The following is a 21,373-nucleotide window of genomic DNA, read 5'->3' as shown; positions in this document are numbered from 1 at the left end:
TCCCCACTAGGGTCGTCGTATGCCGAGCAACCGTGTGGTCAGGGTCCGGGCGAGCGAGGGCAGCGCCACGGCGCAGGAGATGCGCGAGGGCATCGCCGCGATCCAGGCGGAGATGAAGGTGACGCCCGACTTCCCGGAGACGGTCGAGCGGGCGGCCGCCGAGGCGGCGGCAGCCCCGCGCCTGCCGGACCTCGACCGCACCGACATCGAGCTCGTCACGCTCGACCCCGAGTCCTCGCGCGACCTCGACCAGGCCATGCACATCGCCCGCGACCCCGACGTGCCGGGCGGCTACGTCGTCCACTACGCGATCGCCGACGTCGCCGCGTTCGTCGCCCTGGGCGACCCGGTCGACGTCGAGGCTCGCCGCCGCGGCGAGACGCTCTACGGCGCCGACTCCAAGGTCCCGCTGCACCCGAAGGTGCTCAGCGAGGGTGCGGCGTCGCTCCTGCCCGACGAGGTGCGCCCGGCGCTGCTGTGGACGATCAAGGTCGACGAGACCGGCGAGGGGACCGACGTCGACGTGGTCCGCGCGCGGGTGCGCTCGCGCGCCAAGCTCGCCTACGACGCCGTCCAGGCCGACCTCGACGCCGGTCGGGCCAGCGAGCTGGTCGGGCTGCTGAAGGAGGTCGGCGAGCTGCGCCTCGCCCGCGAGGCCGCCCGCGGAGGGGTCTCCCTGCCACTGCCGGAGCAGGAGCTCGTCGACGCCGGCGGCCACTGGGAGCTCGAGTTCCGCCAGCAGCTGCCGGTCGAGGCGTGGAACGCGCAGATCTCGCTACTGACCGGGATGGCCGCGGCGTCGCTGATGGTCTACGCGCGCGTCGGCATCCTGCGCACGCTCCCGCCGGCCGACCCCCGCGACGTCCAGCGGCTGCACCGCACCGCCCGCGCGCTGGGGATCGACTGGCCGGCCGAGCAGCTCTACCCCGACTTCATCCGCTCGCTCGACCCGTCGCTGCCCAGCCACGCCGCGATGGTGGTGGCCTGCACCCGGCTGCTGCGCGGCGCCGCGTACGTCACGTTCAACGGCGAGCTGCCCGCGCAGTCGGAGCACTCCGCGCTCGCCTCGGAGTACGCGCACGTCACCGCGCCGCTGCGCCGGCTGGTGGACCGCTTCGCCGGCGAGGTCTGCGTCGCCCTCTGCGCCGGCACCGACGTGCCCGGCTGGGTGCTCGAGGCGATGGCGGACCTGCCCGACACGATGCGCGAGTCCGGCCGGCGCGCCAACCAGTACGAGAACGCGGTGGTCGACCTGTGCGAGGCCGAGCTGCTGGCCGGGCGCGAGGGGGAGCGGTTCACCGCGGTCGTGGTCGACGTCGAGGAGAAGGACCCCTCCCGCGGCGACCTGACCATCCAGGAGCCCGCGGTCGAGGCGTCGGTCTCGGGCGACGGCGAGCTCCCGCTCGGCGAGGAGGTCCCGGTCGAGCTGGTGCGGGCCGATCCGGCCACCCGGTCCGTCGAGTTCCGCCTGGTCGCCGCCGACGACTGAACCGTCCGGGCGTCCGCACCGTCCTCCCGTCAGTGGCCGGGTGATCCGGTCGTGACCCCGGACGGGAGGTCGGACGGGAGGTCGGACGTGGCGGTGCGTCGTGGCCTGCTCTGCTGCGCGGTCGGCCTCGTCCTGCTCCTCTCCGCCCTCGGCGTCGGCCCCTCGGCTGGGCGGTGGCGTCGGTGGGTGCGGCGCCGGCTGGGTGCGGCGCCGGCTGGGCGACGTCGCGACCATAGTCGACGCGGGTCCGGAGGTCGACGTGGTCCGGCTCTGCGGCGACCTGCTCGACCGCGGCGTACGACGGCTGATGGTCGAGGGCGGTGGGCAGGTCCACACCCGGTTCCTCACCGCGTCCGCGGCCGACGAGCTGCACCTCGTCGTGGCCCCGTTCTTCGTCGGGCCCCGTGAGCGCCGCGGACGGGGGTGTACGGGGGTCCTAGTACCAACGGACATCTGCCGGACCGCACCCCTGCGCGCCTAGCGTCTTCCTCATCAGCCGGACCACCGGAAACCCCCCAGCGGACCGGCCGGCCAGAGACCTACGAGAGGAGGAGTCATGGGATTCAGCGCCTACTCGACGCGTCGGCGTCGCGGACGCGGCCGCAACAGCAGCGGCATGTCGACCAGCACCAACACCAGCACCAGCACCAACGGCGGTACCAGCACGGGCACCAGCACCCGGACCGGTCACTGACCGAGCCACCGGGGACGGGCGAGACCCCACCCCTCGCCCGTCCCCGGTCCCTTTCTTTCCCCCTGACCACGAGCACCGGAGCCCCGATGAGCCGCACGCACCGCACCCGCCCGGGTCTCCCGGTGCGCGAGGTGCTGCGCCGCTTCTGGCCCTACGCCGCGCCGCGCCGCGGCTGGATGCTGGTGGCGCTCGTGCTGGCCGCGGTCAGCCCCGCGCTGCTCTCGGTCGAGATCTGGCTGTTCAAGGTCGTCGTCGACGACGTGCTCGTGCCGCGCGACTTCGGCCTCTTCCCGTGGGTCGCCGCGACCTATGTCGGTCTGACCCTCGTGCAGGCGGCGTGCGACGGCGCCGACCGGATGCTGTCGACCTGGCTCAGCCAGCGCTTCGTGGTCGACCTGCGCACCGCGCTGCTCGACCACCTGCAGCGCGTGCCCCTGGAGTTCCTCGGCCGACATCGCCTCGGCGACGTGATGAGCCGGGTGTCGGGCGACGTCTCGGCGATCGAGGCGTTCCTCGTGTCGGGGACCAGCCGGGCGGTGTCGTCACTGCTCCAGCTGGTCTTCTTCTCCGTCGCGCTCGTGCTGCTCCAGCCGCTCCTCGCGCTCGTCGCACTGGTGGTCACGCCCCTGTTCTGGGTGACCTCGCGCTGGTTCGCCCGCCGGCTCAAGGAGATCTCGCGCGAGCGCCAGCGCCGCTCGGGCGCCCTCAGCGCGTCGCTGGAGCAGACACTGAGCACGCTGCCGCTGGTGCAGGCCTACGACCAGGGCGAGCGCGAGGTCGCGCGCTACGCCGGCGAGGCCGAGGCGAAGTACCGCGCGGAGATGGCGTCCGCGCGGCTGCGCTCGGTCTACGTCCCGACCCTCGACCTGATCGAGCTCGCCGGCGCGCTGGTCGTCATCGGCACCGGCGCCTGGCTGCTCGCACAGGACCGGCTCAGCGTCGGCGGCCTGCTCGCCTTCCTCACCTTCCTCAGCCGGCTCTACGGGCCGGCCCGCGGCCTGGGCAGCGCGGTCACCACGGCGTTCTCCGCCGCGGCCGGCGCCGAGCGCGTCGTCGAGCTCCTCGACGAGCCGACGCTCCCGTCGGACCGGCCCGGGGCCGTCGCGCTCGCGGGTGGCGCGGGCGACCTCACCTTCGAGTCCGTGTCCTACACCTATCCCGGAGCAGCCGAGCCCGCCGTGCAGGACCTGTCGTTCACCGCGCGGCCGGGCGACGTGGTCGCCGTCGTCGGCGCGAGCGGCGCCGGCAAGTCGACCCTCGCCGGGCTGCTCATGCGCAGCCTCGACCCCGACGACGGCTCCGTCCGGATGGGCGGTCACGACCTGCGCGACCTGACCCGCGCGTCCGTGCGCGACGCCGTGGCCGTGGTGCTGCAGGAGACGCTGCTGGTCGACGGCACCGTCCGCGACAACATCGCCTTCGGGCGGCCGCACGCCACCACGGCGGAGGTCGAGGAGGCGGCCCGCGCGGCCGACGCGCACGACTTCGTCGTCGCGATGCCCCAGGGCTACGACACGCCGGTGGGGGAGCGGGGCCGCCGGCTGTCGGGCGGGCAGGCGCAGCGGGTGGCGATCGCCCGGGCGCTGCTGCGCGACGCGCCGGTGCTCCTGCTCGACGAACCCACCACCGGCCTCGACGCCCTGTCGGAGCAGCGGGTCGCCGGCCCGCTCCGGCGGCTGATGACGGGCCGCACCACGGTCGTGGTGTCCCACAGCCTCGGTGCCGTCCGCCACGCCACGACGATCCTGGTCATGGACGCGGGTCGCGTCGTCGAGCGCGGCACCCACGCCGAGCTGCTCGCGGCCGGCGGGACGTACGCCGGCCTGTGGCACGCGCAGCGCGCGATGGGCACCGACGAGGAAGCCGGGGCGCACGACGGGGCGGAGGTGGGGGCGGCATGATCCACGCAGCCACCGCGACCGAGCCCGAGGTGCTGGCCCCGGGGGAGCTGATCGCGCCCGGCTACGAGGTCGTCGAGCTGCTCTCGCGCGGCTCCGCCCTCGACGTCTACGAGGTGTGGTCGCTGGAGCGGCTGTGCAGCTGCGTCGCCAAGACGATCCGCCCGGACCGCGCCGACGTGTCGCGCGTGCGGCACCGCCTGCTGCAGGAGGGCTGGCTGCTCAAGGAGCTCGCCCACCCGCACCTCGCCCGCGCCTTCGAGACCGTCGAGGGCGTGCACGCGCCCGTCGTCGTGCTCGAGACCCACGTCGGGATGACCCTGGAGGAGATCGTCGACGAGCGACGTCGGCGCCTGCCGGTCGCCGACCTGTGCCACCTCGGCCAGCAGCTCGCCTCGGCGCTGCACTACCTGCACGGACGCGGCTACGTGCACCTCGACGTCCGGCCCGCCAACGTGATGGGCGAGGGCGGGACCGCCACCCTGCTCGACCTCAGCATCACCCGAGCGCCCGGACCGGTGCGCCGCGGCCTCGGGACCCAGGAGTTCCTCTCGCCCGAGCAGGCCCGCGGAGGCCAAGTGACCACGGCGGCCGATGCCTGGGGCCTGGGGGTCACCCTCTACGAGGCGGCCACCGGCGTACGCCCGTTCGCCCCGCAGGACGCGGCCGAGCGGGCGGCCTTCGCCCGCGGCGACTTCCTCCAGCTCACGCGAGGCGCGCCGTCGGTCGCCGCGCTGCGACCGCGGCTGCCGCGCGACCTCGTCGACCTGCTCGACGCCTGCCTGGCCGACGACCCCGGCGCGCGACCGAGCATGCTCGGGGTCCACGACGGCCTCGGCGCGGTGCTCGACCGCGCGTGACGGCCGGTCCGGTCAGGCGACGTCCGCCTCGCCCCGCCGGGCTGCCAGGCGGATCGCCCGCAGCGCGGACCCGATCCGACCGACCACGACGTGGTCGTCGGTCCCGGTCCTGCGAGCCACCTCGGCACAGGTGCGACCCCCGAAGTAGGTGAGGCGGATCGCGTGCTGCTCGTCCGCAGGGAGGTCGTCGAGCAGCGGGTTCGCAAGGTGCGGGCCGACCGGCACGGCGCTCCCACCGGTGCGTACCTGCGCGACCGCGAGCCGGTGGCCGGTCGCCACGATCCACGCGTCCGCGGGACCGTGGTCCGGGGTGAGGTGCGGGGCGGCCCGCCACACCTCGGCGAAGGTCTGCACGGTGACGTCCGCGGCCAGGTCCTCGTCGCCGAGGACGTTGAGCGCGAGGCCGAACACCGACGCGGAGGTCGCGTCGTAGAGCGCGGCCAGTGCCGCGGTGTCGCCGGCGCCGACCCTGGCCACGAGCGGGTCGAGGCCCTCGGCCGGCTCGTCGGGCACGGCAGCGAGGGGAGGAGTCGTCAGCGTCACCGGCATCTCCAGGGTCAGGGGAGGCGCCCGCCGGCAGCGGCCGTGCGGGTCGATGACCTCGACGCTAGCCAGCGATCCGGTCGCACACACGCGGCGCCCATCCCTCCGGGTGGGAGGTGGAGGGGCGGGCGTGCTCAGCACTTCTTCTGGTACTTCTTCCTCGCCTTGACGAGCGTGGCCTTCGCGGACCTGAGCTGGGCTCGGGCCGCGGCCGTCTGGGCCGGGGTCCGTGCCTTCTCGACCCGCTTGCGAGCCTGCTTCACCGCGCGGTCGGCGGCGTTGTAGGAGTTGATCGCGGCCGCGCACCTGCCGCTCGCCCCGTAGGTGATGGTGACGGTGGGGGAGTACCACGCGACGGCCTTGGCGTACTCGGCCTCGCAGTCGCCGCTGCCGGCCTTCCACACGAAGGGTTGCCCGCCGAGGACCGCTTGGTGCTGACCGGTCGGAGCGCTGCGGGCCAGCGGACCCCACTGGAACTGGTCGTCGAAGGGCGCCGCGAGGACGTCGCTCCTCGCACTCGGCGCAGCCCCGGGGATGGTGATGACGTAGTCCGCCGTCGTCGCCGTGAAGCCGGCGACCTCGGGGAACACCGCGAAGACCGTCACGGCGCAGTAGTCGACCGGGCCGCCGGGCGTCTGTGCGGCCGAGGCCTTCCAGATGTCCACCGGCGCGGTCACGACCTTCGTCGTCGGCTTCGGCTTCTCGAGCACCGGGGTGTCAGCGCTCGCCGCGTCGAGCGACGTCAGCCCGACGCCGGAGGCGAGCAGCAGGGACAGGGCAGCGGTCAGCGGTCGGCGCACGGGAGCCTCCTGGGTCGGGTGTCCCGGAGGCTAGGGGTCGGGGCATGCCACCTGCATCACCAAATGCTGGGAGCCCCGGGCCCGTCGGCCGGAGCGATCGGGCTCCGCTCGCGGTCGCCGGGGTCTATCGTCGGAGCAGGGATCGAGACCTGAGGGGGAGCCATGCCCAGTCTTCGTCGATCGACCCGCGTGGGCGGGATCGAGCCGCTCGCCGTCGAGGACGTAGGCGTCCACACGCGCGACGACTACCAGTCCGGCGATCCCTACAAGGTCGTCGTCTACTTCAACCGCGAGGTCGACGACTTCGAGGACCGGGTCTTCCGGCAGGAGTTCCGCGACACCGGCTTCAGCCTTCAGCAGGACCACATCCAGCTCTCCGGCGAGTTCGACCGCATCGACCCGCGGTCGGTCCGCTCGTTCCTCGACGGCTTCAACACCCGTGTCGCCCAGCTACGCGAGGAGGCCGCGGCCTCCCACGAGCGGCTCCGCGAGCAGAGCGAGAAGCTCAAGCGCGAGCTCGGCCAGGGTCGCTGACCGCGGGGCGCACCAGCGCCGCCGGCACCCACGCCTGGACCAGCTGCACCTCCGCGCCCCGGCCCGTGGAGTACGACTCGACCCGCACCACCCACGCCTCCCAGCCCCGCCGGTCGGTGTGCCGCCACGCGAGCAGCACCCCCGGTGCGGCGCCTCGCCACGTGCCGGTCAGGTCGACCCACACGTGGAAGGGCGGGGTGCGCGGCATCCGCCAAGGTTAGAACGTGTGTTCGATCAGGTCCGGTGAAGGTCCTGCTCCGCGACAGGTGGCGGACCGAGCGTCCGGTAGGTGCGGTCGTGGTAGACCAGCGGCGCGGCGGGCTCGCCGTGGTGGATCCGGGTCACCTCGGCCAGCACCAGCCACGACGCTCCGGCCGGCACGACGCAGGTCGTCCGGGTGTGCAGCGTGAGAGGCGCACCGTCGAGCTCGAGGACCGATCTGCTGCGGTGCCAGCCCTGCTCGCGGGTGAACCGCGGTGCTCCGCGCGTCGCGAAGTCGACCGCCAGGCGCGCCTGGTGCTCGCCCAGCAGCACGACGCTCACTTCCTCGGCCGCCACCAGTGCGCGTGCGGATGCCCCCGTCCTGGTCACGGAGAAGGAGAGCATCGGAGGATCCGCGCTCACCGAGGCGACGCTCGAGGCTGCCAGGCCGTGCGGCACCCCGTCGTGCAGCGTGACCAGCAGTGCCACGCCCGCGGGGTGGTGCCGGAAGGCCTTCTTGAAGTCGTCGGACACGCCCGACCCGCCCTCGTCCCGTGTGCTCACGACCATGACGGTAGGTGTTCACGTGCACCTGAGGTCGAACCGGGGGCGACGCGAGGGGAGTGGGCCGCGGTTGCGGCCAGCTCGCGAGCGAGCGACACACCCCTCGACGCGGCACGTCCAGACGTCAGGTCGACTGCTGCGAGGGGTGGTGGGACGTGGCTGCCGAGGGGTCGTGCGGCACGACCACGACCTGTACGTCGTCCTCGTAGACGACTCGGCCCGGGTCCTCCGACTCCACCCGCACGCATGGAACACCATGCTGCTCGAGGATCTCCAGGTATCGCGGCACCCGACTCAGCAGGTGGGTGGCCGACTCCTTGAACCACGCGGTTGCCAGCGGGTGCACGCGGTCGTCGTAGACGGCAGGATCGGTGTCGCTGGGGTTCGGGTAGGCAGCGTTGAACCAGTCGTTGCCGGCGCGCCAGTCACGGTGCTCGTCCTCGCTGAGCTCGCCCGCTCGGCCGAGGCGGTTGGTCAGCCCGAACACTCCGATGTGCACGCCTCGTCTGCCTGGCACGGGGGACTGGAACCGAACGTACACACGCCCCATCCCAGCAGGCTCTGCGCCTGGAGGGAGCATGACACCCCGAGGGGCGTCTCGCCCGAGCGGCCAATCGGTCACCCAGTGCGCAGCGAGTCGTGAGGGCACACTGTGATCGGCAGATCCGGATGTTCGCAGCTGCCTGTTCGGGCACACGTGTCCGACCTGTCGCCCTCCGCCCATCACGTCGAGGGCACGTACACGGACACGTGTACGGCGATGACGTACGTCCGCCGCACGTGCGGTGGTTCGCGCCCGCGTCCTCGCTCGGGCGGGGCCTCATCCGCCGCACGTGCGCCTCTGTTCTTGGGGGGACACCCGGACCGCCCGGGCGTGCCATCGCGAGCGGTCCTGGGTCTCGTGCTCGAGCAGTGGTTTCGAGGCTCGCTGCGCTCGCACCTCAACCACCGAGTCGCGGGGAGCACTTCAACCACCGAGTCGCGGGAGCACCTCAACCACCGAGTCGCGGGGAGCACCTCAACCACCGAGTCGCGGGGAGGACCTCAACCACCGAGTCGCGGGGAGGACCTCAACCACCGAAGAGGCCGGTGAGGAGTGGGCCGGCCTGTAGGCCGGGTTCTGTCCCGCTGCTGCGGGGGCGACCATCCATCTGCGACGACCGTTGCCGGCCGCCTGGTGCGATCTACCCGGATGCTCGGGCGGGCCGCCCTCGGACGCATCCTGTCTGATCTTGCTCCGGGTGGGGTTTGCCTAGCTGCGCCGGTCGCCCGGCGCACTGGTGGTCTCTTGCACCACCGTTTCACCCTTGCCGCGCCCGGCCGGAGCCGAGCGTGGCGGTCTGTTCTCTGTGGCACTGATCCCGCGGGTTTCCCCGGGTGGCTGTTGGCCACCACCCTGCCCTGTGGAGCCCGGACCTTCCTCGACCCGCCACCCGGAGGTGACGCGCCGCGGCCGCCCGGCCGACCCACTCGGCGAGGAGTCTAGGGGCCTCAGGGGTGGGTGAGCACCTCGGCGCCGGTCTCGGTGACGAGCAGGGTGTGCTCGAACTGCGCGGAGCGGCGGCGGTCCTTGGTCACGACGGTCCAGCCGTCGTCCCACATGTCGTAGTCGGGGGTGCCGAGGTTGAGCATCGGCTCGATGGTGAAGGTCATCCCGACGCGGATCTCGTCGTCGAAGCGCTCGTCGTCGTAGTGCGGGATGATCAAGCCAGAGTGGAACGCGGTGCCGATGCCGTGGCCGGTGAAGTCGCGCACCACGCCGTAGCCGAACCGCTTGGCGTACGCCTCGATCACCCGGCCGATGACGTTGACCCGCCGGCCCGGCTTGACGGCCTTGATCGCCCGGTCGAGCGACTCCCTGGTCCGCTCGACGAGCAGGCGCGACTCCTCGTCGACGTCGCCGGCGAGGAACGTGGCGTTGGTGTCGCCGTGGACGCCGTCGAGGAAGGCGGTGATGTCGATGTTGACGATGTCGCCGTCCTCGACCACGCGCGCGTCGGGGATGCCGTGGCAGATCACCTCGTTGACGCTCGAGCACAGCGACTTCGGGAAGCCGCGGTAGCCGAGCGTGGAGGGGTACGCGCCGTGGTCGCACAGGAACTCGTGGCCGACCCGGTCGAGCTCGTCGGTGGTCACGCCGGGGACCACGTGCTGTCCGACCAGCTCGCGGGCCTGAGCAGCGAGCCGGCCGGCGACGCGCATCTTCTCGATCGTCTCGGCGTCCTTGACCTCCTCGCCGGTGAACCGCTCAGGAGCCTCGCGGTCGACGTACTCGGGACGGACGATCGAGGCGGGGACGGCACGGCGTGGCGAGATGGCGGCAGGGGCTACGGCAGACACGGCGCGAGTGTAGTTTCGCCGCATGAGCGAGAACGAATACTGGTTCTGCCTGACCCACCACACGGTCGAGGGGCGCGACGGCTGCAAGAACGCCGACCGCCTCGGCCCCTACGCGTCGGCCGACGAGGCCTCCCGCGCCCTGGAGAAGGTGCAGGAGCGCAACGAGGACTGGGACAACGACCCGAAGTGGAACGACGACGGCCCGGGGTCGGGCGACGGCCTCACCGACGGCACGCCGGACAGCTGACCGGCTCGCGTCAGAACGTGTGCTCGGGGCCGGGGAAGGTCCCGCCCCGCACGTCGTCGGCGTAGGCCCGGGCCGCGTCGAGCAGCACCTGGTGGACGTCGGCGTACTGCTTGACGAAGCGCGCCATCCGGCCGGTGCGCAGGCCGAAGGCGTCCTGCCAGACCAGCACCTGCCCGTCGCAGCCCGCACCGGCGCCGATGCCGATGGTAGGGATGGTCAGCTCCTTGCTGATCCGCTCCGCCACGTCGCCGGGGACCATCTCCATGACGACCGCGAAGGCGCCGGCGTCCTGCACGGCGCGGGCGTCGGCGATGACCCGGTCGCTGGCGTCGCCACGCCCCTGGACGCGGTAGCCGCCGAGCGTGTGCTCGCTCTGCGGGGTGAAGCCGATGTGGGCCATCACCGGGATGCCGCCCCGGGTGCACTTCTCGATGACCGGCGCCATCTCGGCGCCGCCCTCGAGCTTGACGCAGTGGGCGCCGGCCTCCTTCATGAAGCGGACGGCCGTGAGGTAGCCCTGCTCGGGCGAGGCCTGGTAGCTGCCGAACGGCAGGTCGCCGACGACCATCGCGCGCTTCACCGACCGGGACACCGCGCGGGTGAGCGGCAGCAGCTCGTCGACGGTGATCGGCAGCGACGTCTCGTTGCCCAGCACGTTGTTGGAGGCGGAGTCACCGACGAGCAGCAGGTCGATGCCCGCCTCGTCGAAGGTCGCGGCCGTGTACATGTCGTAGGCCGTGAGCATGGTGATCTTCTCGCCGCGCTCCTTCATCTCGCGCAGGTGGTGGGTGCGCACGCGCTTCGCGGGTGCGGCCTGCGGGGCAGCGGGGCCGGAGCCGTACGGGGCGGTCTCCTCGGGCTTCTCGGGCTTCTCGGACATGGGCACCTCTCGTCATCTCGCAGCTCCCCGGTGGAGTCCACGGACCACTCGTCAGGCTAGTGCCGAACCCGGTGGTAGCCGCCTGTGTCGAGGCTCACACGATCACTCCACGAGCGTGCGCGCGGGCTCCAGTCCTTGCGCGTCGACGTAGTCCTGGTCGTCGCCGGAGTAGCGCTTGCACGGCCCCTTGAAGGTCACCGACCAGGCACCCTCGCCGCGCGCGGGCGAGGGCTGGAGGCTGAGCTCGACCTCGTCGCGGGTGACGCCGAGGAAGTCGTCGGCGTCGCTGACGTTGTCGAAGCCGGCGTCGCCCAGCGCGGTCCGGGCGGCCTGCACCTGCTCGGCGACCTGCCCCTTCGGGGCGACGAGGGTGCCGCCGCCGGTGTAGACGTGGCCGACCCCGCCGGGGCACGAGCCCCAGCCGCCCTCGACCTCGAGGCTGCTGGCGCCCATCGCGTCACGGACGACGGGGAGCGCCTCGGTCACCAGGTCGACCGCCTGCTTCTCCCGGTCGCGGGCGGAGACGTCGTCGGAGCCGGCGCCGCCGGTGCTGCAGGCCGACGTGGCCACGGCGAGGCCGACCAGGGCGAGGACGGTGCTCAGGCGCATGCGGCCCACGCTAGTGCGCCGGCTCACGGCCAGTGGTCCGGCCACACCGAGTCCCACGCGTCGCGCGCCCCGTCGACCGCACGGCCGACGCCGTCGCGGACGTCCTCGTAGGTCTGGACCGCCCCGTCGCGGACCTGCTCGTAGGTCTGCACGGCGCCGTCGCGGACCTGCTCGTAGGTGTGGGTGACGCCGTCGACGACCGGGTCGACGACGTGGTGCTGCACCTCGTTGCCCGCCCAGTCGTAGAGGTAGTCGTGCGCCTCCTGGGTGCGGCCGCCGGTGTCGACGACCGCGTCGGAGTTGCCGGAGACGACGTTGGCCATGTTGACCAGCGCCGCGTTGTCGTGGGTCGGGCTCTTGTCGTCGAAGTAGTTGACGTGGTTCTCCATGAAGCCGGTCTCGACCAGCCCGCCGGGCCCGTGGAACTCCTCGCCGTTGTCGACGGCGAAGACGGTGGCGCCGAAGTCGTGCTGGGCGGGGTCGGCACCGAGGCCGAGGCTGTCGTCCCACGACCCGGGGAAGAGGCCGTCCTCGCCGCCGATCCACGACACGGGGTCGTTGTCGGCGGCGCCCACGAAGACCTGGCCCTCGGGCATGTTGAGGTCGGACGCGTGGTGGACGCCCTCGCTGGCGCCGGGGCTGCCGATCAGCACCAGGCTGTCGGCGTCCATCCCGCCGGCCGCGGCGTAGGCCGACGTGGTCGAGCCGTAGCTGTGGCCGATGACGGTCAGGTGGGGCTGGTCGCCGCCGGTGTGGGTGCTGTTGAGGCCGTCGACGAACTGCGACAGCGCGACGCCGCCGGCCTGGGCGTTGGCCTCGGTGACGGTGTGCGACACGTCGCCGGCGGAGTCGACCAGGTCCCACGGCATCTTCGACTCGGGGTTGAAGTTGGGGGAGTCGTAGCCGATCCAGGCAATGGTCGACACCGACCCGGCGCGAGGCGGGTCCTCGCCGGCCATCTGGTTGAGCGTCTCCTCGTAGAGGTTGAGCGCCTGGTTGCCGTTCTCGTCGATCAGCGTGCCGTCCTGCATGATGCCCGGCACGTAGACCGCGGTGTGGTCGGCGGTGTCGGGGTTGCCGTAGGCGACCGCGGCGATCCCGTCGCCGCCGAAGGCGTGCGGCTGGTAGGCCATCACGAACGCGTCGACGCCGAGCGCGGCGTACTCCACCGAGGAGGCGTTGGCGACCGCCTTCTCGATCGACTGCGCGTTCTCCAGCCAGCGCTGCTCCGACGCGCTGAGCTCGTGTCCGGACGCCTGCTTGCCGAGGAGGTACTCGATGTCGCGCTGCACGGCGGAGGTGTTGGCCTCGTCGCGGTCGCCGGTCGGGATGCCGTTGGTGTTGCCGACGAGGTCGGGGTCGCTGATGATCAGCGCGTTGCGCTCGGCCTCGCTGAGTCCCTGCCACCACGCGTTGACGGCGTCGGTGTCGGTGCCGAGGCGGCGCAGCTCGCTGGCCAGGGCGTCGGTGTCGGTACGGCCGGGGTCGGCGGCCGCAGCCAAGCCCTCGGCGAGCTCGTCGACGGCGGCCAGCGCACGGACGGCGGCCTGCTCGTCGGCGTCGACGCGGTCGCGCCAGGCCTGCAGGTCCGCGACGTAGGTGTCGACGCGTCCGCGCAGGGTCGCGGCCTCCGCCTGGAGCGCGTCGACCTGGTCCTCGGTGGCGGACTCGATGCGGCGCAGCAGGTCGTCGCGCGCGTCGTTGAGGTGTCCGCGGCGCTCCACCAGGTCGGCGTGCTCGCTGCGTCGCGTGCGCATGGCGGTGAGGAACGCGTCGATCGCCAGCGCGCCGCGCTCGAGGGCGGCGCCGACGGCGTCGGTGTCGGTGGCGAACCGGGTGGCGGCGTGGGCGGCGGCCTCCGCGGCGTCGCCCGTGAAGTCGTCGGGAGCACCGTTGGCGTGCGCCCAGGACGCGACGTCGCTGACGGCGGTCGCGGCCGCGCGCACGTCGGTCAGCACCGCGCCGGCGGACTCCTGGACGGCGAGCTCGGGCTCGAGGGGCAGCCAGGCGGGGACGGCGATCGTCGTCACGGGCCCACCGCCTCGATCGGCTGGGTGTCGCGGTCGGACCACATCAGCAGCTGCTGGGTCGCCTGCACGCTCTCCCGGTCGGTGACCAGGAAGTCGTACATCGACGCGGCCAGCGCGTCGGCGTGCGCGGAGGCCTGGTCGCGCAGCACCTTGGTGCGCTGCTCCCAGGTGGTGAGGAAGGCCTCGGCCGCCGGGCCGACGACGTCGCCGAGCAGCGCGGAGTCGGCCTGGACGAGGTTCTTGCGGGGGCCGTCGAGGGCCTCGGACTGCTCCTCCCACGCGGTGCGCGCCTGCGCGAGGGTCGCGGTCCACACCTGGAGCGTCACGAGACCGCCTCCGCGGCGGGGCGCACCAGCACGGTGCGGAGCTTGACGACGAGCGCGTCGGGTCGGACCGCCGCGGTGGCGGTCAGCCCGCCGCGTCGGCGGGCCTCGAGGCGGGGGCGGCTGCCCGGGACCGGTCGGGCCTGCCAGCCGAGCCCGACGAGGACGTGTCCGGTGGCGCGGAGGAGCGCGACGTTGAGCCCCTCCTCGAGGGGGCCGACGACGGCGACCGACTCGTACCACTGCTGGCCCCACTCGTCGGTGTGCCAGCCACCGTCGCGCCCGATCGGCGCGGCGACGGTGACCACCCGCGCGAGCAGGCCGTCGAGCGAGGCCTCGACGTCCGCCGCCAGGGTGTCGCGCGCGCCGGCGTCGAGGGTCGGGACCGCGGGGGCCGGCTCGTTGCGGGGGAGCACCACCACGTCGACCTCCGGGTGCCGCTCGCGCAGCACCCGCAGCATGGGGTCGGCCATCGCGGCGTCGGGCCGGCGCGGCCGGTCGGGCTCGTCGGGAGGGGGCGCCATGGAGTCCTTCTACCGCGCTGGCGCGACCTCAAACCCTCCGGTCGGCGGCTGTGGGCGCCGTCAGCGGGGCGAGACGCGCAGCACCCGGTCGTCGCCGCCGTTGTCGGTGGTGACGAGCAGGTCGCCGTTGCGGGCCGAGGTCACCGACCGCAGCCGGCCGTACTTCTGGAGCGCCTTCGGGCTGGTGGCGGAGACGAGCGAGCCCTGCGCGTCGAAGCGGAGGAACACGATTCGCGAGGCCTTGAGCGCGGCGACGGCGAGGGTGCCGTCGAGGCGACCCCACTGCCGGCCGCTGACCCAGGCGCCGCCGGACGTGGCGAGCGTCGGGTCGCCGGACGACCAGCGCGCCTCCTGCTGCTCGCCCGGGAGCGACTGGTCGGTCATCGGCACCGACTCGTCGTAGCCCGGCACCGGGTTCCAGCCGTAGTCGCCGCCCGGCACGAGCAGGTTGACCTCGTCGTCGCGGTAGCTGCCCTGCTCGACCGACCACAACGAGCCGTCGGCGCGCTGGGCGAGGCCCTGCACGTTGCGGTGGCCGTAGGTCCACACGAACCGCCGCGCGGTGGTGGCGTCGGCGTACGGGTTGTCGGCCATCGGCTCGCCGGTGCGGCGGTGCACGCGCAGCGTCTTGCCGCCGAGGGAGTCGAGGTCGCGCGGGTTGGTGCCGATCGCGGCGTCGCCGGTGCCGACGACCAGTGCGTCGGAGTCGCGGTCGAGCAGCAGCCGGCAGCCGCCGTGCCGGCCGGAGGACGAGGGGAGCCCGGTGAGGACGGTCCGGCGGTGGCCGAGCCGCTTCCACTTCTTGTCCGCCCGCCAGCGGCTGACCTGGACGTGGTTGCCGCCCTCGGTGCTGCCGTGGCAGGCCCAGACCGTGCGTCGCGCCGGATCGACGGCGAGCGACATCAGGCCGGTCTCGCCGGACACCCAGACCAGCCGCGACAGGTCGGCGAGCGTGCGCCGCTTCCCCTTGCGGACGACGCTGATCCGCGCCCGGTCGCGCTCGGAGACCAGCAGCCGGCCGCCCGGCGCCTGCTGCACGTCCCACGGGTGGTCGAGACGGCGTACGACGGTGCGCACCCGCAGGCGCGGCGCCTGCGCCGAGGCGCGGTCACCCGTCTTCGGCGCCACCGAGACGTCACCGGCGGTGCTGGGCGACAGCCCGGTCAGGAGCCCGGCGACGAGGGCTGCGACGGACAGGGACAGCGAGGTGGTGCGGAGGTGGTGGCGCACGCTCGCGACGCTAGCCCAGCGGCAGGTGGCGCGCCACCATCGTGCTGCGCCGGGTCGTGGCGTAGCCGAGGCGGGTGTTGAGGGCGCGCATCGCGGCGTTGCCGTCCTGCGTCCACGTGTAGACCTCGCGGATGCCGTGCTCGTCGGCCCAGTGGAGGGTGCGGAGCTTGAGGTGCACCGCCAGCCCGCGCCCGCGCCAGTCGCGGCGGACCGCGGTGAGGGCGTTCTCGGCGCGGTCGGGCACGTCGGTGTCGACCTCGAGGCCCGCGCAGCCGACGACCTCGCCGTCGTGGACGGCGAGGAACATCGGGTCGCCGAGCCACGACGTCGCCCACCGCTCGGGGGTGACGTCGAGTGCGGTCGACAGCGCGAAGTCGCTCGTGGCCTCGCGGCCGAAGCGCTCGTAGGACCCCTCCCACAGGCCCGGCCGCTCGCTCGCCAGCACCACCTCGACCCCCTCCGGGGCCTCCGGCACGAGCGGCAGGTCGACGACGGCGCGGGTCTGCTCGACCTCGTGGTCGGTGTCCTCGAAGCCGAGGCAGTGCGCGAAGGCCAGCGAGTCGTCGTCGTCCACGGTGGCGCGGACCCGCACCAGGTCGTGGGCCTCGAGGTGACGCGCGAGCTGCTCGAGCAGGGCGGTGCCGATGCGACGGCGACGGAAGCCGGGCAGCACCCGCGGCGCCACCGAGCCGATGTCGGCGGAGTCGGACCGGTCGGCCAGCCCGGACCCGACGACCACACCGTCCTCGTGCGCCAGGAGCATCAGCCGGGTCGCCCGCTCGTCCTGCCGCCGGAGCTCGGCGGCCGGGTCGCAGCGCTCGTAGGGCAGCACGGCGAGGCGTACCGAGCGCCACGCCTCGTAGTCGGCGTCGGTGCTGCACACGGTGATCTCGAGGGGCATGGGGGCAGCCTCTCCGTCACCCCTCGGGTAGTCCAGTGAGATTCTGTCGTCGCTGCGGGCTTTCGGCGACGTCTCGCCACTGGACTACCCCGACGCGGCGACGTCTCGCCACTGGACTACCCCGGGGCCCGACGGCCTGGGGGTCTCGTGACAGGACTTCGTCCTTCCTCGACCAGCGGTGGGCGGGGGCGCTTCCCTAGAGTGGCGGCGTGGACTTCTACTCCGCCTACGCCCAGGGGTTCGCCCGGGTCGCGGCCGTGACGCTGCCGGTGCACCTCGCGGACCCGGCGGCCAACGCCGCGGCCGTCATCGAGCAGGCGCGCGCCTGCCACGACGAGCACGTGGCGGTCGCGGTCTTCCCGGAGCTCTGCCTGACCGGCTACTCGGTCGACGACCTGTTCCTGCAGGACGCGCTGCTGGCGTCGGTCGAGGAGGCGATCGCCGAGATCGTCGCGGCGAGCGCCGACCTGATGAGCGTCCTCGTGATCGGCGCGCCGCTCGTCCAGGGCAACCGGGTGCACAACTGCGCGGTCGTCGTCCACCGCGGAACGATCCTCGGCGTCGCGCCGAAGTCGTACCTCCCCAACTACCGCGAGTTCTACGAGCGCCGGTGGTTCGCGCCGGGAGACGACCGCGAGCTCGAGTGGATCACCGTCGCCGGGCACGACGTCCGCTTCGGGCCCGACCTGGTCTTCCGCTGCCTCGACGTCCCCGGGCTCGACCTGCACGTCGAGGTCTGCGAGGACATGTGGGTGCCGGTGCCGCCGAGCGCCGAGGCCGCGCTCGCCGGCGCCACGGTGCTCGCCAACCTGAGCGGCTCGCCGATCACCGTCGCGCGTGCCGAGGACCGCCGGCTGCTGGTGCGCAGCGCGAGCGCGCGGTGCTCCGCGGCGTACGTCTATGCCGCCGCGGGCCAGGGCGAGTCCACGACCGACCTGAGCTGGGACGGCCAGACGCTCGTCTACGAGTGCGGCGACCTGCTAGGCGAGGGCGAGCGGTTCCCCGACGGCCCGCGCCGCACGGTCGTCGACGTCGACCTCGACCGGCTGCGCCAGGAGCGGCTGCGGCAGGGCTCGTTCGACGACAACCGCCGCACGCACCTCGAGCGGGTCCAGCGCTTCCGCACGGTGGAGTGGGAGCTCGAGCCGCCGGCCGGCGACATCGGGCTGCTGCGCAAGGTCGACCGCTTCCCGTTCGTCCCCGACGACCCGGCGCGCCTCGAGCTCGACTGCTACGAGGCCTACAACATCCAGGTCTCGGGGCTCGAGCAGCGGCTCGCCTCGATCGGCACCCCCAAGGCCGTCATCGGCGTCAGCGGTGGCCTCGACTCCACCCACGCGCTGATCGTGGCCTGCAAGGCGATGGACCGCGTCGGGCGCCCGCGCAGCGACGTGCTGGCCTTCACGATGCCCGGCTTCGCGACCGGCGAGGCCAGCAAGTCGTACGCCACGCGGCTCTCGCGGGCTCTCGGCGTCACCTTCGAGGAGCTCGACATCCGGCCCGCCGCCGAGCAGATGCTGCGCGACATGGGCCACCCGTTCGGTCGCGGGGAGAAGGTCTACGACGTCACGTTCGAGAACGTCCAGGCCGGGCTGCGTTACGACTACCTCTTCCGCCTCGCCAACCAGCGCGGCGGGATCGTCGTCGGCACCGGCGACCTGTCCGAGCTCGCGCTCGGGTGGTGCACCTACGGCGTCGGCGACCAGATGTCGCACTACACGGTCAACGCCGGCGTGCCGAAGACGCTCGTCCAGCACCTGATCCGCTGGGTGATCTCGCACGGCGAGTTCGAGCCCGAGGTCGGCGACGTGCTCGGCGACATCCTGCGCCAGGAGATCACCCCCGAGCTGATCCCGACCGAGGAGGGCGCCAAGCCGCAGGCGACCGAGGACTCGGTCGGCCCCTACAACCTGCAGGACTTCACCCTCGCCCACCTCGTGCGTCACGGCGCCCGGCCGCGGCGGATCGCGTTCCTGGCCTGGCACGCGTGGAAGGACCTCGACGCCGGCGAGTGGCCGCCCGGCTTCCCCGACGACGCGCGCGTGGCGTACTCGCTCGAGGACGTCCGGCGCTGGCTGGAGGTGTTCGTGAAGCGGTTCTTCGGCAACCAGTTCAAGCGCTCGGCGCTGCCCAACGGCCCGAAGGTGAGCGCGATCGGCACGATGAGCCCGCGCGGCGACTGGCGGATGCCCAGCGACGCCAAGGGCACCGCCTGGCTGGCCGAGATCGAGCGGGACGTGCCGACGTCCTGAGGGGCGGCTCCTCCGCGCCCGCGGCGCCGTCGTACGGGCGGTGGCTGACCCACCTTTCCCAGCGCTCGAGTGTGGGTGGCGCACCGCTCACGGTGTGTCGGCGTACGCCGCGCCCGTCGGCGGTGGCTGAGCCACGTTCGCGGCGCCCGAAATGTGGGTGGGACACCGCCCGCCGGCGCAAGTTGGTCGCGAGCCGGGAGCCTTAGCGCGGCCTTAGCCACCGGCTGGAGCGCGGTTAGCCGCGGTCGTACGAACCTCCTTCCATGACGCCGACCGGCGTCGAGGACACAGGAGGACATCGTGGCGAAGAAGGCAGTCATCGGCGGGGTCGCAGCGGCCGCGGTCGTGGTCGGGCTCGGGACCTGGTGGGTCGTCGACGACCGCGCCGAGGCTCAGGCGACCGAGCGCGGCACCTGCGGTGGCGCGACCTGGGAGCTCAGCGCGGAGGGCGAGGACGGCGGGACCGAGGTCAGCGCCGAGCTCCAGTCGTCCGGCCCGGGCGAGGCGTGGGAGGTCGAGCTGCTGCGCGGCGACACCGCCCTGCTCACCGGCTCCCGCACCACCGACGAGGACGGCGAGATCGACGTCGACGCGTTCGCCTCGGGTGCGCCCGGCGACGCGACGTACGCCGTCACGTTCACGCCCGCCGAGGGCGAGCCCTGCACGGCCACCCTCGGCTCCTGACCCGACCGACCTGACCCCCGACCCCCGCACCACCCCCACCCAGAGGAGAGACCCATGAAGAAGTTCATCGCCGGCACCACCCTGCTCGCCGCGGCCGCGGGCGGCACCGTCGCCCTCGCCGCGCCGGCCAGCGCCGACGTCGAGCGGCGCGGCACCTGCGCCGGCGCGACCTACGAGCTGAACGTCGACCGCGAGCGCGGCGGCTGGGACGTCGACGCCGACATCGAGGGCGCCCGCGCGTTCAGCGAGTGGAAGGTCACCATCCGCCACGAGGGCAAGGTCGCCGTCTCGCGGACCCTCAAGGCCGACGACGAGGGCGAGCTCGACCTCGACACCTTCCGCCGCAACACCGCCGGCAAGGACGTCTTCAAGCTGACCGTCACCCCCGCCGGCGGCTCGTCCTGCTCCACGAAGCTCACCGTGCGCTGAGCCTGCACTACGACCGCAGCCACGGGCCGGAGCCCGGGTCAGTCCGTCTGCACCGTGACGGAGACCCGGGCTCCTCCCATGTCCGAGGCCCCCGTCACCAGCGCGCCGCCGGAGTCCTCGGCGGTGCGCGCCGCGATCGACAGCCCGAGGCCGGTCGAGCCGGCGCCGCTCGCGCCGCGGCCGGTGACGTCGAGGTCGGTGGGCAGGCCGGGGCCGGCGTCCTCCACGACGAGCTCCACCCGGTCGTCGCCCGCGGTGAGCGTCACCCGGACCGGGACGTCGTCGGGGGTGTGCGAGAAGACGTTGTCGAGCAGCACGTCGACCAGCGCCTCGAGGTCCGCGGCGCTGGCCCGCAGCAGCGGGCCGGAGGCGGCGAGGTCGGTCTGCCAGGGGCGGCCGAGGTCCTCGGCGAGCGGTGCCCAGTGGCGTACGCGCTCGGCGAGGACGGGCACGGCGTCGGTGCGCGGGTCGAGGCCCTCACGCTCGGAGCGGCGGGCCTCGCGGACGATGCCGTCGACGGTGGCCTGGAGGGAGTCGAGGTCGGAGCCGAGCCGCTCGCGCAGGTCGGCGTCGACGACCGACTCGACCCGCAGCCGCAGCGCGGTGACCGGCGTGCGGAGCCGGTGGGACAGGTCGGCGACGTTCTCGCGCTCGCGCGCGAGCAGCAGCTGGATCCGGCCCACCAGACGGTCGACCGCCGCGGCCAGCTCCCGCACCTCGGCGGGGCCGGACGCGTCGGGCACGGGCGCGAGCGATCCGGTCGTGCCGAGGGTCTGGGTGTGCTCGGCGAGGCGACGGATGGGCTGCACGAACGAGCGCCCGAGCCGGTCGACGACGAGCAGCGACCCGGCCAGCAGGGTCAGCCCGAGCAGTGCGAGCAGGCCCCACGCCACGCCGACCGACGAGGTGATCCCGGGCTCCTCGACGACCACGCGGATCACCGGGGTCTGGTCAGGCAGCGCGGAGGACCCGCCGCGCGAGACCGGCACCAGGATCTGCGAGCCGCCGGGCACGTCGTCGACGCGGGCGCGTCCGGTGTTGCGGGCGTCGAGGACCCGGTCGTCCTCGCCCTGGTCGGGTCCGACGTCGGCGCCCGAGGGGTAGAGCACGGTGACCCGGGTGGGGGAGTCGCCAGCGTTGAGGCGGTCGAGGTAGACGCTCACCGAGCCGCGGTCGTCGTAGCGCGAGACGACCGTCTCGACCGCCTGCACCTCGAGCGCCGCGCGGGCCAGCCGGTCCTCGAGGGCATAGCTGCGCACCAGGATCGCCATCGGCACCAGCATCGCGAGCAGGACCATCGAGATCGCCGCGCCCGCGGTGACCAGGAGGCTGCGGCGCACC

General features: G+C 73.4%; 24 protein-coding genes and 1 other RNA gene. 10 read left to right on the top strand and 15 right to left on the bottom strand.

What is annotated here, in order from left to right:
* The first annotated feature begins 19 nt into the window (after positions 1-19).
* The 5 genes from KDN32_RS12565 (at position 20) to KDN32_RS12545 (ending at position 4,941) form a co-directional block, all read left to right on the top strand.
* On the top strand, positions 20-1,489 hold the full coding sequence (locus KDN32_RS12565; protein WP_211732616.1) for an RNB domain-containing ribonuclease: 1,470 nt from the start codon (positions 20-22) through the stop codon (positions 1,487-1,489).
* 202 nt (positions 1,490-1,691) lie between these two features.
* On the top strand, positions 1,692-1,970 hold the full coding sequence (locus KDN32_RS22480; RefSeq protein ID WP_307854048.1) for a dihydrofolate reductase family protein: 279 nt from the start codon (positions 1,692-1,694) through the stop codon (positions 1,968-1,970).
* A gap of 75 nt (positions 1,971-2,045) precedes the next feature.
* On the top strand, positions 2,046-2,183 hold the full coding sequence (locus KDN32_RS12555) for a hypothetical protein (protein ID WP_211732614.1): 138 nt from the start codon (positions 2,046-2,048) through the stop codon (positions 2,181-2,183).
* A gap of 86 nt (positions 2,184-2,269) precedes the next feature.
* Positions 2,270-4,084 (top strand): ABC transporter ATP-binding protein, encoded by a 1,815-nt coding sequence (locus KDN32_RS12550; RefSeq protein ID WP_211732613.1) that lies wholly within the window; start codon positions 2,270-2,272, stop codon positions 4,082-4,084.
* The gene (locus KDN32_RS12545) at positions 4,081-4,941 is read left to right on the top strand and encodes a serine/threonine-protein kinase (protein ID WP_211732612.1); all 861 of its coding nucleotides are present in this window, start codon (positions 4,081-4,083) and stop codon (positions 4,939-4,941) included. The genes KDN32_RS12550 and KDN32_RS12545 overlap by 4 nt, the downstream gene beginning before the upstream one ends.
* A gap of 12 nt (positions 4,942-4,953) precedes the next feature.
* Here the strand turns inward: KDN32_RS12545 and KDN32_RS12540 are convergent, their stop codons facing one another.
* Both KDN32_RS12540 and KDN32_RS12535 read right to left on the bottom strand, forming a co-directional pair.
* The gene (locus KDN32_RS12540) at positions 4,954-5,454 is read right to left on the bottom strand and encodes a sigma factor (protein ID WP_211732611.1); all 501 of its coding nucleotides are present in this window, start codon (positions 5,452-5,454) and stop codon (positions 4,954-4,956) included.
* 164 nt (positions 5,455-5,618) lie between these two features.
* Positions 5,619-6,284: a hypothetical protein gene (locus KDN32_RS12535; RefSeq protein WP_211732610.1), complete on the bottom strand. Its 666-nt coding sequence runs from the start codon at positions 6,282-6,284 to the stop codon at positions 5,619-5,621.
* Between the two features lie 162 nt (positions 6,285-6,446).
* Here KDN32_RS12535 and KDN32_RS12530 point away from each other — a divergent pair, with 162 nt between their 5' ends.
* Positions 6,447-6,818, top strand: a complete 372-nt coding sequence (locus KDN32_RS12530) for a hypothetical protein (RefSeq protein ID WP_211732609.1) — start codon at positions 6,447-6,449, stop codon at positions 6,816-6,818.
* Here KDN32_RS12530 and KDN32_RS12525 read toward each other — a convergent pair.
* The 5 genes from KDN32_RS12525 to map all read right to left on the bottom strand — a co-directional run bounded on the left by KDN32_RS12525 (position 6,790) and on the right by map (position 9,947).
* Positions 6,790-7,026: a hypothetical protein gene (locus KDN32_RS12525; protein ID WP_211732608.1), complete on the bottom strand. Its 237-nt coding sequence runs from the start codon at positions 7,024-7,026 to the stop codon at positions 6,790-6,792. The genes KDN32_RS12530 and KDN32_RS12525 overlap by 29 nt on opposite strands.
* Positions 7,027-7,052: 26 nt before the next feature.
* The gene (locus tag KDN32_RS12520; RefSeq protein ID WP_211732607.1) at positions 7,053-7,583 is read right to left on the bottom strand and encodes a flavin reductase family protein; all 531 of its coding nucleotides are present in this window, start codon (positions 7,581-7,583) and stop codon (positions 7,053-7,055) included.
* Between the two features lie 124 nt (positions 7,584-7,707).
* Positions 7,708-8,082 carry a hypothetical protein gene (locus tag KDN32_RS12515; protein ID WP_211732606.1) on the bottom strand — a complete coding sequence of 125 codons (375 nt, stop codon included), beginning with the start codon at positions 8,080-8,082 and terminating at the stop codon, positions 7,708-7,710.
* A 594-nt stretch (positions 8,083-8,676) separates the two neighbouring features.
* Positions 8,677-9,052, bottom strand: an RNA gene (gene rnpB, locus KDN32_RS12510) — RNase P RNA component class A.
* A gap of 22 nt (positions 9,053-9,074) precedes the next feature.
* Positions 9,075-9,947 (bottom strand): type I methionyl aminopeptidase, encoded by an 873-nt coding sequence (gene map, locus KDN32_RS12505; RefSeq protein WP_211732605.1) that lies wholly within the window; start codon positions 9,945-9,947, stop codon positions 9,075-9,077.
* Between map and KDN32_RS12500 the strand changes: the two genes are divergently transcribed.
* On the top strand, positions 9,946-10,170 hold the full coding sequence (locus tag KDN32_RS12500; RefSeq protein WP_211732604.1) for a hypothetical protein: 225 nt from the start codon (positions 9,946-9,948) through the stop codon (positions 10,168-10,170). The two genes, map and KDN32_RS12500, sit on opposite strands and share 2 nt — an antisense overlap.
* Positions 10,171-10,180: 10 nt before the next feature.
* On the opposite strand, the gene panB is transcribed toward KDN32_RS12500, so the two are convergent.
* The 7 genes from panB to KDN32_RS12465 form a co-directional block, all read right to left on the bottom strand.
* Positions 10,181-11,050 (bottom strand): 3-methyl-2-oxobutanoate hydroxymethyltransferase, encoded by an 870-nt coding sequence (gene panB / locus KDN32_RS12495; RefSeq protein WP_211732603.1) that lies wholly within the window; start codon positions 11,048-11,050, stop codon positions 10,181-10,183.
* Between the two features lie 102 nt (positions 11,051-11,152).
* On the bottom strand, positions 11,153-11,659 hold the full coding sequence (locus KDN32_RS12490; protein ID WP_211732602.1) for a hypothetical protein: 507 nt from the start codon (positions 11,657-11,659) through the stop codon (positions 11,153-11,155).
* A 23-nt stretch (positions 11,660-11,682) separates the two neighbouring features.
* On the bottom strand, positions 11,683-13,689 hold the full coding sequence (locus KDN32_RS23345) for an alpha/beta hydrolase (protein ID WP_211732601.1): 2,007 nt from the start codon (positions 13,687-13,689) through the stop codon (positions 11,683-11,685).
* Positions 13,686-14,015 carry a hypothetical protein gene (locus KDN32_RS12480; protein ID WP_211732600.1) on the bottom strand — a complete coding sequence of 110 codons (330 nt, stop codon included), beginning with the start codon at positions 14,013-14,015 and terminating at the stop codon, positions 13,686-13,688. Before KDN32_RS12480 ends, KDN32_RS23345 begins: the two co-directional genes overlap by 4 nt.
* Positions 14,012-14,536, bottom strand: a complete 525-nt coding sequence (locus tag KDN32_RS12475; RefSeq protein ID WP_211732599.1) for a hypothetical protein — start codon at positions 14,534-14,536, stop codon at positions 14,012-14,014. Before KDN32_RS12475 ends, KDN32_RS12480 begins: the two co-directional genes overlap by 4 nt.
* Before the next feature lie 60 nt (positions 14,537-14,596).
* Positions 14,597-15,766, bottom strand: coding sequence for a PQQ-dependent sugar dehydrogenase (locus tag KDN32_RS12470; protein WP_211732598.1), 1,170 nt, complete (start codon positions 15,764-15,766; stop codon positions 14,597-14,599).
* Positions 15,767-15,776: 10 nt separating this feature from the next.
* On the bottom strand, positions 15,777-16,667 hold the full coding sequence (locus KDN32_RS12465) for a GNAT family N-acetyltransferase (RefSeq protein WP_211732597.1): 891 nt from the start codon (positions 16,665-16,667) through the stop codon (positions 15,777-15,779).
* Between the two features lie 209 nt (positions 16,668-16,876).
* Between KDN32_RS12465 and KDN32_RS12460 the strand changes: the two genes are divergently transcribed.
* The 3 genes from KDN32_RS12460 to KDN32_RS12450 all read left to right on the top strand — a co-directional run bounded on the left by KDN32_RS12460 (position 16,877) and on the right by KDN32_RS12450 (position 20,032).
* The gene (locus KDN32_RS12460) at positions 16,877-18,919 is read left to right on the top strand and encodes an NAD(+) synthase (RefSeq protein ID WP_211732596.1); all 2,043 of its coding nucleotides are present in this window, start codon (positions 16,877-16,879) and stop codon (positions 18,917-18,919) included.
* Between the two features lie 300 nt (positions 18,920-19,219).
* Positions 19,220-19,603 (top strand): hypothetical protein, encoded by a 384-nt coding sequence (locus tag KDN32_RS12455; RefSeq protein WP_211732595.1) that lies wholly within the window; start codon positions 19,220-19,222, stop codon positions 19,601-19,603.
* 54 nt (positions 19,604-19,657) lie between these two features.
* Positions 19,658-20,032 (top strand): hypothetical protein, encoded by a 375-nt coding sequence (locus KDN32_RS12450; RefSeq protein ID WP_211732594.1) that lies wholly within the window; start codon positions 19,658-19,660, stop codon positions 20,030-20,032.
* Positions 20,033-20,070: 38 nt separating this feature from the next.
* On the opposite strand, the gene KDN32_RS12445 is transcribed toward KDN32_RS12450, so the two are convergent.
* The gene (locus tag KDN32_RS12445) at positions 20,071-21,372 is read right to left on the bottom strand and encodes a HAMP domain-containing sensor histidine kinase (RefSeq protein WP_211732593.1); all 1,302 of its coding nucleotides are present in this window, start codon (positions 21,370-21,372) and stop codon (positions 20,071-20,073) included.
* Between the last annotated feature and the right edge of the window lies 1 nt (position 21,373).

It is taken from the genome of Nocardioides palaemonis, assembly GCF_018275325.1.
Classification (GTDB): Bacteria; Actinomycetota; Actinomycetes; order Propionibacteriales; family Nocardioidaceae; genus Nocardioides; species Nocardioides palaemonis.
The sequence above is the reverse complement of the archived record's forward strand: the minus strand, read 5'-3'. Positions and strand labels throughout refer to the sequence as shown.